17 protein-coding genes are annotated in these 16,488 nt (G+C 52.6%); 11 read left to right on the top strand and 6 right to left on the bottom strand.

Features of this window, described 5'->3' with window-relative positions; translation table 11 throughout:
- Positions 1–82: 82 nt before the first annotated feature.
- Positions 83–727 carry a protein-serine/threonine phosphatase gene (gene pphA / locus QE396_RS03295; RefSeq protein ID WP_020883411.1) on the top strand — a complete coding sequence of 215 codons (645 nt, stop codon included), beginning with the start codon at positions 83–85 and terminating at the stop codon, positions 725–727.
- 34 nt (positions 728–761) lie between these two features.
- On the opposite strand, the gene QE396_RS03300 is transcribed toward pphA, so the two are convergent.
- From QE396_RS03300 to yebS, 4 genes are all read right to left on the bottom strand, one after another.
- Entirely contained in the window at positions 762–1,001 is a 240-nt protein-coding gene (locus QE396_RS03300) for a YebV family protein (RefSeq protein ID WP_020883412.1), read from the bottom strand.
- A 105-nt stretch (positions 1,002–1,106) separates the two neighbouring features.
- Complete coding sequence (rsmF, locus tag QE396_RS03305) at positions 1,107–2,549, bottom strand: 16S rRNA (cytosine(1407)-C(5))-methyltransferase RsmF (RefSeq protein ID WP_032669968.1); 1,443 nt, start codon at positions 2,547–2,549, stop codon at positions 1,107–1,109.
- Between the two features lie 76 nt (positions 2,550–2,625).
- A complete protein-coding gene (locus QE396_RS03310; protein ID WP_020883414.1) occupies positions 2,626–5,259 on the bottom strand; it encodes a PqiB family protein in 2,634 nt (877 codons plus the stop codon).
- On the bottom strand, positions 5,228–6,511 hold the full coding sequence (yebS, locus tag QE396_RS03315) for a membrane integrity lipid transport subunit YebS (protein ID WP_020883415.1): 1,284 nt from the start codon (positions 6,509–6,511) through the stop codon (positions 5,228–5,230). The genes QE396_RS03310 and yebS overlap by 32 nt, the downstream gene beginning before the upstream one ends.
- Before the next feature lie 132 nt (positions 6,512–6,643).
- On the opposite strand from yebS, the gene QE396_RS03320 reads away from it, so the two are divergent.
- The 4 genes from QE396_RS03320 (at position 6,644) to htpX (ending at position 11,067) form a co-directional block, all read left to right on the top strand.
- Complete coding sequence (locus QE396_RS03320) at positions 6,644–7,141, top strand: GAF domain-containing protein (protein WP_014170613.1); 498 nt, start codon at positions 6,644–6,646, stop codon at positions 7,139–7,141.
- Positions 7,142–7,237: 96 nt separating this feature from the next.
- A complete protein-coding gene (gene proQ / locus QE396_RS03325; protein ID WP_014170612.1) occupies positions 7,238–7,924 on the top strand; it encodes an RNA chaperone ProQ in 687 nt (228 codons plus the stop codon).
- A 19-nt stretch (positions 7,925–7,943) separates the two neighbouring features.
- Complete coding sequence (gene prc / locus QE396_RS03330) at positions 7,944–9,992, top strand: carboxy terminal-processing peptidase (protein ID WP_020883416.1); 2,049 nt, start codon at positions 7,944–7,946, stop codon at positions 9,990–9,992.
- 193 nt (positions 9,993–10,185) lie between these two features.
- Positions 10,186–11,067 carry a protease HtpX gene (htpX, locus tag QE396_RS03335; RefSeq protein ID WP_014170610.1) on the top strand — a complete coding sequence of 294 codons (882 nt, stop codon included), beginning with the start codon at positions 10,186–10,188 and terminating at the stop codon, positions 11,065–11,067.
- A gap of 48 nt (positions 11,068–11,115) precedes the next feature.
- Here htpX and QE396_RS03340 read toward each other — a convergent pair whose 3' ends face one another.
- Positions 11,116–12,489 carry an MFS transporter gene (locus tag QE396_RS03340; protein ID WP_020883417.1) on the bottom strand — a complete coding sequence of 458 codons (1,374 nt, stop codon included), beginning with the start codon at positions 12,487–12,489 and terminating at the stop codon, positions 11,116–11,118.
- A gap of 178 nt (positions 12,490–12,667) precedes the next feature.
- On the opposite strand from QE396_RS03340, the gene kdgR reads away from it, so the two are divergent.
- Entirely contained in the window at positions 12,668–13,459 is a 792-nt protein-coding gene (gene kdgR, locus QE396_RS03345; protein WP_014170608.1) for a DNA-binding transcriptional regulator KdgR, read from the top strand.
- 64 nt (positions 13,460–13,523) lie between these two features.
- On the opposite strand, the gene QE396_RS03350 is transcribed toward kdgR, so the two are convergent.
- Positions 13,524–13,763: a YobH family protein gene (locus QE396_RS03350; protein WP_020883418.1), complete on the bottom strand. Its 240-nt coding sequence runs from the start codon at positions 13,761–13,763 to the stop codon at positions 13,524–13,526.
- 169 nt (positions 13,764–13,932) lie between these two features.
- On the opposite strand from QE396_RS03350, the gene mgrB reads away from it, so the two are divergent.
- The 5 genes from mgrB to cspE all read left to right on the top strand — a co-directional run bounded on the left by mgrB (position 13,933) and on the right by cspE (position 16,336).
- Positions 13,933–14,067 carry a PhoP/PhoQ regulator MgrB gene (mgrB, locus tag QE396_RS03355; protein WP_309952574.1) on the top strand — a complete coding sequence of 45 codons (135 nt, stop codon included), beginning with the start codon at positions 13,933–13,935 and terminating at the stop codon, positions 14,065–14,067.
- 74 nt (positions 14,068–14,141) lie between these two features.
- Positions 14,142–14,432, top strand: a complete 291-nt coding sequence (locus QE396_RS03360) for a YebO family protein (protein WP_020883419.1) — start codon at positions 14,142–14,144, stop codon at positions 14,430–14,432.
- Between the two features lie 23 nt (positions 14,433–14,455).
- A complete protein-coding gene (locus tag QE396_RS03365; protein ID WP_309949912.1) occupies positions 14,456–15,445 on the top strand; it encodes an MBL fold metallo-hydrolase in 990 nt (329 codons plus the stop codon).
- Between the two features lie 525 nt (positions 15,446–15,970).
- The gene (locus QE396_RS03370; protein WP_032611517.1) at positions 15,971–16,087 is read left to right on the top strand and encodes a DUF2627 domain-containing protein; all 117 of its coding nucleotides are present in this window, start codon (positions 15,971–15,973) and stop codon (positions 16,085–16,087) included.
- A 39-nt stretch (positions 16,088–16,126) separates the two neighbouring features.
- Positions 16,127–16,336: a transcription antiterminator/RNA stability regulator CspE gene (cspE, locus tag QE396_RS03375; protein ID WP_001062678.1), complete on the top strand. Its 210-nt coding sequence runs from the start codon at positions 16,127–16,129 to the stop codon at positions 16,334–16,336.
- Positions 16,337–16,488: the final 152 nt, after the last annotated feature.

Below are 16,488 nucleotides of genomic sequence, written 5' to 3' on the forward strand. Positions count from 1 at the left end.
GTTTACCGTTCGTTTGGCTTTGTGAATGCTGCGCGTGTCAGCTGTAATTTCTGCTGCGTCTATACTTAAGCAAGGAGGTTTTATGTATCAGCGAATCGATGGTGGGAAGTGGCGGCATGTCTGGGTTGTCAGCGACATACATGGTTGTTATCAGTGGCTCATGGATGAACTGAAACGCCGGCATTTTAATCCTTATGAGGATTTGCTTATTTCCGTAGGGGATGTAATTGACCGTGGCCCTGATAGTATTAAATGTTTACAGCTCATGAATGAAAAATGGTTTCGTGCAGTACGGGGCAACCATGAACAAATGGCTATCGACAGCCTTGATAATAATGATTTCGCACTCTGGACAATGAATGGCGGAATTTGGTTTACCCGCCTTGAGCACACACAGCAGCAGCTGGCGCTGACGTTACTTAATGCGTGTCGGGAACTGCCGCACATAATCGAGATAACCTGTGCAAACGGTTTGAATGTGATTGCTCACGCTGACTATCCCGCAGCGGAATACCGCTGGCAAAAACCCGTAAGCGCCCAGCACGTACTATGGGATCGCGACCGGCTGATGGGGTTTATGGTCGGGAAAGGGCAGGGGATCGGCGGTGCGGACCATTTCTGGTTCGGACATACGCCACTTGACCGGCGGTATGATTTTAATAACCTGCACTACATTGATACCGGCGCCGTTTTCGATGGTTACTTTACGCTGGCGCAGCTTCAGTAATAAATAACCCGCCTTCGGGCGGGTTCTCTTTAGGTCAGGCAAGACGCATGACCCAGGCATCGGATTGACTATCGTAATGCTCACGGTAAAGGACTGAGTGTTCGCCATCAAGTATTGCCGGTACGCTGGTATCGGCATCCCAGGCATCCAGTTGCATGCACAAATCCGGGTCGGATTTGCAGGGAATACTTAACGTTCGTTCGCCCTGTGCTTCGCCGCGCAATTCTGCGTCGTCGATTTCGAAAGCGCCAATACGCACGCTGGTTTTCGTCATATTGCTCTCCGGGTGTGTTATCAAAATCTGGTATGACCAGTATGGGCATCCATTTTTGATCGTAGACAAGGAGAGCAAAATCGCCAGTAAAAAAATGCGCTTTTTTCAGCCGGTGCGATCGTTACCGGTAAACAATCGCCCATCACGAACCAGCTCTCGCGGATAGCTGTTTTTCAGTCGTGAGCCTACCTTTTTCGCCAGCCCTAACGGATAACCCTGATAGGTCACCACCACTTCATCATGCGATGGCGTGTTGTCCGGATATACATCACGGCCCCGGTACCACTCTTCGGCTTCCTGGTGCGTCAGGGCGAACGTATTCTCGCTGCCGGCGAGGGCGATAACAGCCTCATGCTGCCAGCGATAGCCTTTATTGTGCACTTCCGCCAGGCGGATCCCGATGCGGGAAAAACGTACCTTGCCGATAAGCGGCTCAATATTTGCCGGGAAAAGCCAAATCTCTTTATCGCGAATCCAAAGATGGCATGTGTCATCCCAGGCCAGCCCGACCTTAGCGGCGGCGGTAGTGACTTGCTCCGCCTCACGCCTTTTCATGGGGGCGAAGGGGAAATTGCCGACCTTAAACGTCGGGGCTGGCAGTGGCTCAACCGTCTGCGTTTTACGCAACCGTGCGACAAAAAAACCTTCGCAGTCATAAATCTGGGGGAAAACGTGCAGAAATCCTTCAGGCGTGACGGCTTCATTGGCTGAAGCGAACAAGCCGTTTAACGGCAGGAACTCGACGGCATCAGGGTATTGCGCCTTGAGCCACAGACAGACGTCCTCGTTCTCGTCACGGTTTAAGGTGCAGGTCGAATAAACCAATGTGCCACCGGGACGCAGGGCATGGAAGGCGCTGTCGATCAGTTCGCGCTGGGTGGCGGCAATCTCAAGGTTACTCTCCACAGACCAGTTTTTTAACGCATCAGGATCTTTACGCACCACCCCTTCGCCGGAGCAGGGCGCGTCCAGCAGGATGGCATCAAACGCTTCTGGCAGGGCTGCGCCAAATACGCGGCCATCGAAGTGCGTCAGGGCAACGTTATGGATCCCGCAGCGGCTGATGTTAGCGTGCAGAACTTTAACGCGACTGGCTGAAAACTCGTTGGCGAGAATGGCCCCGCGATTTCCCATCCTGGCGGCAATCTGCGTGGTTTTGGAGCCCGGTGCGGCAGCGACATCCATGACGCGTTCTGGCGCATTATCATCCGTAAACAGGGCGGCAACCGGCAGCATCGAGCTGGCTTCCTGGATATAAAACAGACCACTCAGATGTTCTGCGGTACTGCCCAATGGCAACGACGCTTCGTCATCCCGTTCAATCCAAAAACCCTCTGCACACCACGGTACTGGCGTCAGTTGCCAGTTATACGGCGAGACCAGCGCCAGAAAATCGGCGACGCTTATTTTCAGCGTGTTGACGCGAATACTCCGGCGCAACGGCCGCTGACAGGCGGCGATAAAATCGTCTAACGAGAGGTGAGAAGGAAGCGCCTCGCGCATCTGCGCCAGGAATTGTTCAGGAAGAAATACGGAGTTTTGAGCCACGTGCACACCACAGGGAAAAGTTCAGGGGCGCAGTGTAACATAAAGGCTCCGGTGCGTTGACACCGGAGCCCTGAGATTAACGCGGCAGGGCAGTGCCCCATTCACGCCACTCTTTCGGCTCGCTTTCGAGCAGCAGGAAGTGTTTGCCCGGTTGCGCTTTCGGCGCCAGCGGCGTCCCCGGTGGTGTAGCGAAAGCAATACCGCCACGAATGAACTGGTTGAAGGTGCCGGTTTTCACCACCCCGCCCGTCAGACCGAAGTCCAGTGAATAGCCGGAGGCCAGCCAGAACACCGAGTTATTACGCACCAGGTGCTGGTAACGATCGCTGATGCGTAATGCCACCATCACGCGGTCAGAGAGCGTACCGAGCGTCAGGCCCGTCACTGTGCCCACCTCAATCCCGCGGAACAGCACCGGTGTGCCGATGTTCAGCGAGCCCGCTTCCGGCACTTCCACCACAATGCTCAGGCCATCCAGATAGCGAGAGTCAGTGATCGTGGCTTCCTGCAGTTCAAAGTCACGGCGAGCATTCCCTTTACCGGGTTCGACGTTGATATAAGGCTGCAGGATAGTGTCGAGGTGCTCAACGCCAGCGGCCGAAATCTGTGGCGTCACCACCGAGAAGCGGGAGCCTGAGCGGGCGAAGGTTTGAACATATTCCGGGTAGAGCACGGCGGTGGCCTGGACCTCGTTACGCGCGGTGATAAGCGTCAGCTTCTGGATCTGCCCGATATCAATACCCAGATAACGGATAGGCATCCCTTCCGCCAGCTTCCCTGCATCAAAAGCATGCAGGGTAATCTGCCCGCCAACGGCACGGGCAGCGGTTTCAGACGGGAAGAGAATACGCTTATCGCCTTTACGCAGGTTTGCACCCGCACCGCTGAGGTTATCGAAGCTGATCGCTCCGCGCAGCGCACGTGAAAGCGGGGAGGCCTGCACGGTCAGCCCGTTACCGTTAAGCTGCACTTTCGCACCACCTTCGGCCCAGAACACGCTATTCGGGGTCAGCAACTTGCGATACTCCGGTTTGATATGCAGTTCGATATCAAACGCGTCCGCATGAGGGCGTACGGCAATCACTTCCCCGACCTCAAACTTACGGTACAGCACAACGGAGCCAGCCTGGACATCAGGAAGCGTCTCGGCGCTTAGCGTCAGTGTCGTGGTTGGGAGATCGCTCATGCTGTTTTCAATCGCTTTGTCCAGGTTGGCATACAGCGGATAACTGTCGCGCACCGGGCCTTTATTGCCCGGTAAAATGCGGATCCCGCCGTTAACCCATTCGCTGGCGCTGGCACCGAGGAACTCAACGCCGTCGAGGCCAACCTTCACGTCGACGCGGCTGTTCACCACAAATTTACTGTCGCCATGGACAAGGTCGCTGTATTGCGGATCGATAGCCACCGAGAAGCTCACGCCGTTTTCAGAGAGCGTACGCTCCAGCACCTGGCCCACCTGGACGCCATGCAGAATCAGAGGCTGGCCGGCTTCGATACCGTAACTTTCAGGCGCGGTCAGTTTCACCGTTACGACGCCCGGTTTTTGCAGCAGCGCTTTATCTGCTGGCGCAACAACGAAACTGTTGCTGGGTTGACCTTCACCGGGGATCAGTTCAAACGTATTGCCGGTCAGAAGATTGCTCAGGCTGGTATCGTTCAGAGACAGTTTTGGGCTGCGCATCTCGATACGCGTTTTTTCACGCAGGAGATCAACCACGCTCGGGTCGACGGTCATCTCACCGGTCACGGAACCGCCTGGATTGAGCGTCATTTTGGTGAGCTGACCAACCTGTAATCCCTGATACATAAGCGGTGTGGAACCCGCTTTCAGCCCTTTAGCGTCGGGCAGGGCGAGTTTGACGATCACGCCGCGCTGGCTGTGCGCCAGGTCAGCATACAATCCGAAGGTATCATCTGCCGTGGCCGGGCTGGAGTTTTCCGGAGAGTCGAAGGCAACGGCACCGTTGACCAGTGCGGCCAGGCTCTCGAGCTTCACTTTGGCACCGCTCAGGCTGAGATCGGCATCCACGCCGGAGACGTTCCAGAAACGGCTGCCTTTTTTCACCAGGTTAGTGAAGCGGCGATCGATTAACACATCAATCGTCACGCCCTGTTTATTCGGGTTGATGGCGTAATCATAAACGCGACCTACAGGAATTTTACGGTAATAAACCAGTGAGCCACTGTTGAGGGAACCCAAATCTGGTGCCTGCAGATGGATCATCAGATCGCCGTTGTTCAGTCGGTATTTTGGTTGGGTATCCAGCGCAACAAAGTGATCCTGCGGTTCACCTTTACCCGGCATCATGCCGATGTAGTTACCGCCAACCAGTGCATCCAGCCCTGAAACACCCGCCAGAGAGGCCTTAGGCGTTACCAGCCAGAACTGCGTTTCGCTGCGCAGCGCATCCTGCATATCGGACTTAATGCTGGCGCGGACCTGAATTTTATTCAGCCCTTTTCCAAGGCTGATATCCTGAACGGTACCCACCTCAACCCCCTGGAAGCGGACAGGGGTTCGCCCGGCCACAATGCCGTCGGCAGACTGGAAGTCAATGGTGATGGTGCTTCCGCGATCTTCATAGCTCGTCCAGATAAGCCAGCCTGCAATCATCAGGGCGATGACAGGCAGCAACCAGAATGGAGAAATGCGGCGTTTTGTTTTAATTCTCGCTTCAGTCGGCGAAGCGGGCGTTTCCTGACTCATGTGCATCCCAAAGTAAGCGGCTATCCAGCCATTCCACAGCAAGAATAGTCAATATCACCGCGGAGCCGAAATAAAAAGCTGCGGGTCCCATTGTAAAAGCTAATAACTGGTCGCGATTGATCAGCGACATCATCAACGAAATCACGAACAGATCCAACATCGACCAGCGGCCAATCCAGGTGACGAATCGCAAAAGCAGAATTCGGGTACGTAAACCTTGCTCACATTTGAAGTGAATACTCAGGAGCAGGGTAAACATCACCACCACTTTGGTAAACGGCACCAGAATACTGGCGATAAACACAATTGCCGCCACCCCCACGTTGCTGTGGGCGAGGGAGATGATCCCGGAGAGGATGGTATCCTCCTGGCGCCCACCATTCACGTAAATGATGGAAATCGGCAGCATATTGGCCGGGATCAAAAAGACCAGCGAGGCAATCAGCGCGGCCCAGCATTTTTGCAGACTGTTGTTGCGCCGCAGTCTCAGGGGAATATGACACCGCGGGCAACGGCCACGTGGGTCGGGCAAGCCAGTATAGTGACACCCCAGACAGACCCGGAGACTTTCATCCGGTCGCGTGGCCGGGCGCTGAGGGTAAAAGCGCTCCCAGAGCTGTTCGACGTTCAGATGAATGAGTGTGAGGATGCTGAGCAAGACCAGACAAATAAATGCAAAGAGTCCGACCCCGGGCTGCAAGAATGCATAGTCCTGCACTTTTATGGACGCCACGCCGACGCCCACCAGGTAGATATCCAGCATGACCCACTCTTTCAGTTTGTCCAGCATCAGCAACACGGGGCGGAGATTCATCCCCAGAATGTTACCAAACCAAAGATAGGCAATGGCGGCGACCAGCACCAGCGGCGCGCCGACCGTACAGAACAGCACCATGGCGGCGGTGAGCGGGTCACCCTGGCGCGTCATCTGCCAGATCCCCTGCAGTACGTTGGCATCAATACGCACACCAAGCAGGTACAGCTTCAGCAGCGGTTCGCCCCAGGCAAACGGCATAAGAAGCAGCATGGTGATGGCCATCGCGGCGAGACGGGTCAGCGACCAGTCGCGGCCGTCGCGAATTTTAGCGTCGCAGCGGGGGCAAAAAGCACTTTCATGCGATTTCATCTTCGGCAACATAAAAAGCGTATCGCACTGCGGGCAACGCTGATAATGTGCACGAGGCAAAGCTTCGCTTACCGTATGGACAGTTATCTTTTTTGTCGGCGTAATTTTGGTTGTTTTTAAGGCCATCAGCTGCGCACAAATAAGTATTGTTGAACGTTATATTAACTCATGAACGGATTCATCTTGAGCATGAGCGCATTTAATGCTTATTTTAATAGGCTATGCGGTAATTTTGTAAGACAACTAAGTGATTGAATAATGAACAAAACAGAATTCTACGCGGATCTTAACCGCGATTTTAAGGCATTGATGGCGGGTGAGACCAGCTTCTTAGCCACTCTGGCAAATACTAGCGCATTGCTGTTTGAACGGCTATCAGACGTTAACTGGGCCGGTTTTTACCTTCTGGAAGGTGAAACGCTGGTGCTTGGCCCGTTCCAGGGGAAAATTGCCTGCGTGCGTATTCCCGTAGGACGCGGCGTTTGTGGTACAGCGGTCGCGACTAATCAGGTACAGCGCGTCGAAGACGTCCATGCGTTTGACGGACACATTGCCTGTGACGCAGCCAGTAATTCTGAAATCGTTCTGCCTCTGGTGGTAAAAAATCAGATTATTGGCGTTCTGGATATCGACAGCACGGTCTTCAGTCGCTTCACAACCGAGGACGAACAAGGGCTGCGCGAGCTGGTGGCTAACCTCGAAAACGTTCTCGCCGCAACCGATTATCAAAAATTCTTTGCGAGCGTAGCAGGATAATCAACGGATAACGTAGCATTTACTGATAGCGTCATTATAATGACGCCTGTTCATGCCTGCGCTTGTTGGCAACGTCCGTTGTAATCAGGAAATTTCATGGAAAATCAACCTAAGTTGAATAGCAGTAAAGAAGTTATCGCATTTCTGGCCGAGCGTTTCCCACAGTGCTTCAGTGCTGAAGGTGAAGCTCGTCCCCTGAAAGTCGGTATTTTTCAGGATCTGGTGGCACGCGTTGAGGGGGAAATGAACCTCAGCAAAACTCAGCTTCGTTCCGCCTTACGTCTTTATACTTCGAGCTGGCGTTACTTGTACGGTATCAAAGCGGGCGCGACGCGTGTTGATCTTGACGGCAACCCTTGTGGTGAGCTGGACGAGCAGCACGTTGAGCACGCACGTAAACAGCTGGAAGAAGCCAAAGCACGCGTTCAGGCACAACGTGCAGAACAGCAAGCGAAAAAACGCGAAGCCGCAGCGGCAAACGGCCAGGAAGAAGCGCCTCGTCGTGAGCGTAAACCACGCCCAGCGCCGCGTCGTAACGATAATAACGATCGCAAACCGCGTGCTGACAAACCAGCAGCTAAAGCCCCGCGCGCCCCTCGTGAAGAGCCGCGCCATACGCCGGTTTCTGACATTAACGCCCTGAGCGTGGGTCAGGCACTAAAGGTGAAAGCGGGTAACAACGCAATGGACGCCACCGTACTGGAAATCACCAAAGATGGCGTTCGTGTACAGCTGACTTCTGGTATGTCAATGATTGTACGCGCAGAACACTTGTTGTTCTGAAACGGAGGCCAAGCCTGGCATGAACACTTTTTTTAAGCTCACCGCGTTGGCGGGCCTGTTTGCTATAACGGGCCATGCTTTCGCAGTGGACGATATCACGCGTGTTGATCAAATTCCGGTCCTCAAGGAAGAGACGCAGCACGCGACGGTGAGCGAGCGTGTGACCTCACGCTTCACCCGTTCGCACTATCGTCAGTTCGATCTCGATCAGGCCTTTTCGGCCAAAATCTTTGACCGCTATCTGAACTTGCTGGATTACAGCCATAACGTACTGCTCGCCAGCGATGTCGAGCAGTTCGCTAAGCGTAAATCCGGGGTGGGTGACGAGTTGCGTTCAGGCAAGCTGGATCTGTTCTACGATCTCTATAACCTGTCGCAAAAGCGCCGCTTTGAACGCTATCAGTATGCGCTGAAAGTGCTGGAACGTCCGATGGACTTCACCGGCAACGACACCTTTAATCTGGACCGCAGCAAAGCGCCCTGGCCGAAAGACGAAGCCGAGCTGAATGCGCTGTGGGATGGAAAAGTAAAATACGACGAGCTGAGCCTTAAGCTGACCGGCAAAGATGAAAAAGAGATCCGTGACACGCTGACGCGTCGTTACAAATTCGCTATTCGTCGTCTGGCTCAGACCAACAGTGAAGATGTTTTCTCACTGGCGATGACTGCTTTCGCTCACGAAATCGATCCGCATACCAATTATCTCTCGCCTCGCAATACCGAACAGTTTAATACCGAAATGAGCCTGTCTCTGGAAGGTATCGGTGCGGTGCTGCAGATGGACGATGATTACACCGTGATCAACTCAATGGTCGCCGGTGGCCCGGCGTCGAAAAGCAAAGCGATAAGCGTAGGCGATCGCATTGTTGGTGTGGGTCAAACCGGACAGAACATGGTCGATGTGATCGGCTGGCGTCTGGATGATGTGGTTGCGCTGATCAAAGGTCCGAAAGGCAGCAAAGTTCGCCTTGAAATTCTGCCAGCCGGTAAAGGCACCAAAACCCGTATCGTTACCCTGACGCGTGAGCGTATCCGCCTGGAAGACCGCGCGGTGAAAATGTCGGTGAAGACCGTGGGTAAAGAGAAGGTGGGTGTTCTGGATATCCCGGGCTTCTATGTCGGGCTGACTGATGATGTAAAAGTCCAGCTGCAGAAGCTTGAAAAGCAGAACGTGAGCAGCGTCATCATCGACCTGCGCAGCAACGGTGGTGGGGCGCTGACCGAAGCGGTTTCACTGTCCGGGCTGTTTATCCCGTCTGGTCCGGTGGTTCAGGTGCGCGATAACAACGGTAAAGTACGTGAAGATGCCGACAACGATGGTGTGGTCTATTACAAAGGCCCGCTGGTGGTCTTAGTCGATCGCTTCAGTGCTTCCGCGTCTGAAATCTTTGCCGCCGCTATGCAGGACTATGGCCGTGCGCTGATTGTCGGTGAGCCGACATTTGGTAAAGGTACCGTACAGCAGTATCGTTCTCTGAATCGTATCTACGATCAGATGCTGCGTCCGGAATGGCCTGCACTGGGTTCGGTTCAGTACACCATTCAGAAATTCTATCGTGTGAACGGTGGCAGTACGCAGCGTAAAGGCGTGACGCCGGATATCATGATGCCGACAGGCACGGAAGAGACTGAAACCGGCGAGAAGTTTGAAGATAACGCATTGCCGTGGGATAGCATTAACGCCGCGACCTACGTGAAAGCGGGTGATATGACGCAGTTTGGTCCTGAACTGCTGAAAGCGCACAACGATCGCATCGCCAAAGATCCGGAATTCCAGTACATCATGAAGGATATTGCTCGTTTCAATGCCCTGAAAGATAAGCGGAATATTGTTTCTCTCAACTACGCTCAGCGTGAGAAAGAGAACAACGAAGATGATGCAACGCGTCTGGCGCGTATCAACGATCGCTTCAAGCGTGAAGGTAAGCCTCTGCTTAAGAAACTGGACGATCTGCCAAAAGATTACCAGGAGCCGGATCCTTACCTCGACGAGACGGTGCATATCGCTCTTGACCTGGCGAATCAGGAAAAGGCGAAGCCCGCCGTGCAACCCGCACCGGCAAAATAATCCCCCAACAGGCACAAGAAATTGTGCCTGTTTCTTTTTGTTCCGCATTCTCCCGTCAGGCAAATTTCCAATTGTGTAAAGTTGTGTCTTTCTGGTGACTTACGCCCGATGGATGCTTGAAAATAGCCGTAATACCCATACGATGTGGGTAATCGCATAGTGCGCTTTGTTAAACTGAGGTTAAAAGAAAATTATGATGCGAATCGCGCTCTTCCTGCTCACCAACCTTGCGGTGATGGTGGTTTTCGGGCTCGTGCTAAGCCTGACAGGAATTCAGTCGAGCAGCGTTCAGGGTCTGTTGATTATGGCGCTGCTGTTTGGTTTTGGTGGCTCATTCGTTTCACTTCTGATGTCGAAATGGATGGCACTGAAATCGGTAGGTGGTGAAGTCATTGAGCAACCGCGTAACGATATGGAACAGTGGCTGATGAATACCGTGGCTCAGCAATCGCAGCAGGCGGGTATCGCCATGCCGCAGGTGGCCATTTACCACGCGCCAGATATTAACGCCTTTGCTACAGGTGCCCGCCGTGATGCGTCGCTGGTTGCCGTCAGCACCGGGTTGTTGCAGAACATGAGCCGTGACGAAGCCGAAGCGGTTATCGCTCACGAAATCAGCCATATCGCTAACGGCGACATGGTCACCATGACCCTGATCCAGGGCGTAGTGAACACCTTTGTTATCTTCATCTCCCGTATTCTGGCGCAGATCGCCGCAGGCTTTATGGGCGGGAACCGCGATGAAGGGGAAGAGAGCAACGGCAACCCGCTGATCTACTTCGCGGTTGCGACGGTTCTGGAGCTGGTATTCGGTATTCTGGCCAGCATCATCACCATGTGGTTCTCCCGTCATCGTGAGTTCCACGCGGATGCTGGCTCGGCGAAACTGGTTGGCCGTGAGAAGATGATTGCCGCGCTACAGCGTCTGAAAACCAGCTATGAACCGCAGGAAGCGACCAGCATTATGGCATTCTGCATTAACGGTAAATCAAAATCGCTGAGCGAACTGTTTATGAGTCACCCGCCGCTGGATAAACGTATTGAAGCGCTGCGCAGTGGTGAATACCTGAAGTAACGCTAAGAAGAGCAATGAGCCGGGCTGGAGATATCCGCCCGGCTTTTTTTATGCCTGTACTCTGGGCTGGGTAATGCGCAGCCCGCTGATGATGGCGGCGAGGGTGGCAAGGGCGCCTGCGGTGAAAAGTGCAACGTGGTTGCCATTTTGCCCGGCAAGATTAAACATCAGCGCGACCAGGGCCGCGCCGGTGCTTTGTCCCAGCAGACGTGCGGTGCCTAACATACCGCTGGCACCACCGCTGCGATGGCGCGGCGCTGAGGTGATGATGGTGTGGTTGTTAGGCGACTGGAACAGACCGAACCCTGCACCGCACAGGATCATGCGCCAGATGATATCCAGATCGGTGGGTGATGAGGGGAGTAGTGCGAGTGCGAACAACCCCGTGGCCATGACGGCAAGCCCCAGCGCGCCAAGCAATCCGGCGTGGACGCGCTCAATCAAATACCCTGCCAGCGGCGCCATTACCATCGTCGCCAGTGGCCACGGCGTTAACAGCAGTCCGGTCTCGACTTCAGTACGTCCCACCACACTTTGCAGGAAGAAGGGCAGAGAGACCAGGGCCAGCATCTGAGCGCAGAATGAGCAAACAGAAGTACAAATCGAGAGAGAAAAAAGAGGAATACGCAGCAGGTCGACAGGCAATAAAGGGACAGGGAGCGCGAGCTGGCGGCGTACAAAGAAGAAGCCAATCACCAGCAACGCAATGAGCTCCGCGGCGGTAAGTAAAAGGGACTGACCTTGTGCAAAGCCGCTCAGGGCAGTAATCAGCAGGCCAAAGGTCAGGGCATTCATCACTGCGCTGATGAGGTCAAAGCGCGGCATCGTGCTTTTGGGACCGTTCGCGGGAAGATAGCGCAGAGCAAAGAAGAGGGCCACAATACCCAGCGGTACGTTAATGGCGAATAACCACTGCCAGGACGCGACAGAGAGTATGGCCGCCGCAAGGGTTGGCCCGGCCGCAGACGAGACGGCGACAATAAACGAGTTTATCCCCATACCGCGTCCCAGATGACGCTGCGGATAGATTAAGCGGATCAACGCCGTGTTGACGCTCATCAGTGCCGCCCCCCCAAAACCCTGCGCTATGCGCGCAAGCGTCAGAGTATGCAGCGAATCAGAAAGGGCACAGAAAAGGGAAGTAAAGGTGAATACCAGCAGGCCGCATTGATACACCCGTCGGTAACCGAACATATCGCCCAGGAAAGAGAACGAGAGCAGTGAAACCACGATCGCTATCTGGTAGGCATTGACTATCCATATAGAACTGGCAGGGGAGGCATGCAGGTCGCTGGCAATGGTTGGCAGGGCAACGTTAGCGATTGCACCGTCAAGGACGGCCATTGAAATACCGATAACAATCGTGGCGATAGCGCCATACCGCTGGGGCAAAGGCAGGCCATCGGACAAGTTTTTTTCCATTAGGGATGAAAAGCTCAGTGTGAAATTATTCTCAGGGTAACTATTTTAGCATCGTTATTTCAGTTTTATGTCGCAGATTTGTAACGAAGTAAACGAGGATCGATTGCAGGTAACATGACGGGAATTTATAATAAAAACCGGTTCTGATTTTTATAAAACACTCTCTATGAGGTGGTAAATGGCAATTGCAGATTTGGATAAACAGCCAGATTCTGTTTCTTCCGTGCTGAAGGTGTTTGGCATCTTACAGGCGCTCGGAGAAGAGCGTGAAATTGGTATTACAGAGTTGTCGCAGCGTGTGATGATGTCGAAAAGCACCGTTTATCGCTTTTTGCAAACCATGAAGTCACTGGGTTACGTCGCACAGGAAGGCGAGTCTGAAAAGTATTCTCTGACGCTGAAACTGTTCGAGCTCGGGGCCCGTGCGCTGCAAAACGTGGATTTGATCCGCAGCGCAGATATCCAGATGCGTGAGATCTCTCGCCTGACCAAAGAGACTATCCACCTGGGGGCACTGGATGAAGACAGCATTGTCTACATCCATAAAATCGACTCCATGTACAACCTGCGCATGTATTCACGCATCGGTCGTCGTAATCCGCTTTACAGTACCGCGATTGGCAAAGTGCTGCTGGCGTGGCGCGATCGCGAAGAAGTGAAGCAGATCCTCGAAGGCGTGGAGTATAAGCGCAGTACTGAACGCACTATTACCAGCACTGACGAATTATTGGCCGTGCTCGACAAAGTACGTGAGCAGGGGTATGGCGAAGATAACGAAGAGCAGGAAGAAGGGCTGCGCTGTATCGGTGTGCCGGTATTTGACCGCTTTGGCGTTGTCATTGCCGGGCTGAGTATCTCTTTCCCGACCCTGCGCTTTTCTGAAGAACGTCTGCATGAGTATGTGGCGATTCTCCATACAGCCGCACGCAAGATTTCTGAACAAATGGGCTATAACGACTACCCGTTCTGATCCTTACGGGCACAAAAAACGCCGCACACAGTGCGGCGTTTTTTGTCAGTATCAATCGGGGTGATTAGCCGTTATCAATGACGACGGATGTTTTACGCAGAACCGGGCAGTTGGTTAAACCAATGATCCCGCTGTCTGAATGAATATATTGTGCCGTGCTCATGCCCTGCGCGGTCATGTATTTGCATTGAATACCTAATCCAGCGGCGTTTTCGGTGCTTCCCACAAGCACGCCATAGCCGGTTAACAGAAGGCCAACCCATACTACGGCCAGTGCAATAATTGTACGAATGATTAAATGCATCATTGCCTCTTTATCTTTGTTGTCATGCAGTAAGCCTAAACGGTTTACTCTATGAAACAAGTGCATGATTCTGAAAACGACCAGATGGCGGTACAGTTAGTCCTTGTTTAAGATAGCCGTGATAACCTGGTTATATCGGGCCTTTAGACGGAGTGTGGAGTGAAAAAAAATACGCTGGGTGATTCTGATTATTGTGCTGGTAGCCTGTGTGGTGTTGTGGACGCAGACTATCAATGTGATGTGCGATCAGGATGTACAGTTTTTTAGCGGCGTTTGCGCAATCAATAAGTTTATTCCGTGGTAACACGCATTTTTTCTCAAGGTGATTTCCTTCCTTCGCACCAGTGGTAAGATAGACGTTTTTATTGAGGTGGTGAAATGGGTGAGTTACTGAATTCAGGGCTGCTAAATATGGCATCCCTGATGATCTCGTTGGTTGTTCTGCTGGTGGGGCTTGTCATTTGGTTTTTCGTAAACCGTGCCAGTTCCCGTACAAACGAGCAGATCGAACTGCTGGAAGCGCTGCTTGACCAACAAAAACGTCAGAATGCGCTGTTACGTCGTCTGTGCGAGGCTAACGAACCAGAAGAGAAAGCGTCGGCGAAAGACGCGGTTGCTGAAGACAACACTGAGCAGGATGACTTTATCCGCCTGGTGGCTGAGCGTTAATTTGTCTTATCCGGGAGGTGGCTGTGGTCTGGAAAAATCCCTGGTATGACCCCTCCCTGAAACATCACACACCGAACGGTTTTCGTAATACTGACCCCGTCGGGCATCAGCCCGGTGACGTTGATCGCTGGCGAAAAGCGCGTAAAGAAGCTGGCTTACCCCGCCCCCCGGCAAACGGATATGAGGACTTTATCCGCCAGTGGTGGCAGCCGGCAACGCTTAAGCAGCCGCAGGAAAATGGGGTATGGTGGCTCGGACACGCAAGCCTGTTGTTGCACATTGATGGCAACACCCTGCTGACCGACCCCGTTTTTTCTCGCCGCGCCTCTCCCTTACCTTTCCTCGGACCACAACGTAAAACGCCTCCCGCTCTGTCTGTCGAACAGCTCCAGCAACTCGATGCAGTGGTTATCTCCCATAATCATTACGATCATCTGGATGACGCGACCATTCGCCGGATCCTTAAACGCTTCCCCGACGTCACTCTGTTTGTTCCCTTAGGTCTGGGAGACTGGTTTCGCCGCCGGGGGGCAAGACGCATTGTTGAGCTCGACTGGTGGCAGAGTTTCACCTGGCTGGGGATTACGCTTTCCGCCGTACCGGCGCAGCACTGGAGTATGCGCACGCTCTGGAACCGCAATCGCTCCCTGTGGTGTGGCTGGGTGTTTGAAGGGCGGCATCATCGTTTCTGGTTTAGCGGCGACACGGGCTATTCACCTGAACTGCTGCGAATACCGGAAAGGCTGGGTAAAATTAACGCCGCGGCGTTGCCCGTTGGCGCTTATGCACCACGGTGGTTCATGGCCATACATCATATGGATCCGCAATCTGCCGTTGCGTTGTGGCAACAGTTGGGATGCCCACTGGCATTTCCCATTCACTGGGGCGTGTTTGAACTGGCTGATGAATCGCTTGATGACCCCGTGCGAGAGTTAACTGCAGTCCTCGATAATTTAGCACCGGTTAATAATTCCTTCAGGATACTGAAAATTGGTGAATATTTATCCTTATAAACGAAGCGCTGGATTGTTGCATATATTCTGTATGTCTAAGGTCTAAAGAATGTTTTATTTTTATCGAAACGTTTTGCTTGCCTTGTTTTGATGCAGAGTCATAAAAATTTCATTATTTTGGTGCATAACATTCTTTATTAACTGGTGCTTTTTAATACAGTTTAGCGTGAAGGATTAACATTGTATTTCCACTGTAACAATACAGGGGCGTTACAATGATTTAAGCATAAGTTTTCACAAATTGTTCTAACTCAATCAATGTAGGGGTTTTTCTTAGCGGGTTGCTGGACGCACTGGAATGATTGAGCTATGTTAAAAAAGTCTTAGATAACAGCGGTTGTGAAAGCAACGGCGAGTCTGTGTAAGTGAGCAGGGCTGTCCATATGTCATGCGCATAATTGTGCAAAAGCATACCGGCACAGTTCGAATTTGTGCGGCGGATCGAGACATGTTTAAAAATGGCTTGCCATATTAAACATAGTGTGTGATAACACGTTTTGGGTCAAACGAGGTACAGTTCTGTTTATGTGTGGCATTTTCAGTAAAGAAGTCCTGAGTAAACACGTTGTCGTTGAATACCGCTTCTCTGCCGAACCTTATATTAGTGCCTCATGCAGTAATGTCTCAGTTTTATCTCAGTAATGCCTGCGGGCTAAGAAAACACTCTAAGGAATTTTGCAAATGGCAAAGATTAAAGGTCAAGTTAAGTGGTTCAACGAGTCTAAAGGTTTTGGTTTCATTACTCCTGCTGACGGCAGCAAAGACGTGTTCGTACACTTCTCTGCAATCCAGGGTAACGGCTTCAAAACTCTGGCTGAAGGCCAGAACGTTGAGTTCGAAATTCAGGACGGCCAGAAAGGCCCAGCTGCAGTTAACGTAACTGCTATCTGATCGAACCACTGCTGACTGAAGCACGTAGTACTTCACTCTCAGACATAAAGCCTCGCATATAGCGGGGCTTTTTTATGTGCCTTATCTTTCAAAATATTACCATCCCCGCTCTTGTTAGTAACTTGTTGCAAAGCTACGAGGTTAGTAGCACT

This window comes from Enterobacter sp. SORGH_AS_0287 (genome assembly GCF_031453695.1).
GTDB lineage: Bacteria > Pseudomonadota > Gammaproteobacteria > Enterobacterales > Enterobacteriaceae > Enterobacter > Enterobacter ludwigii.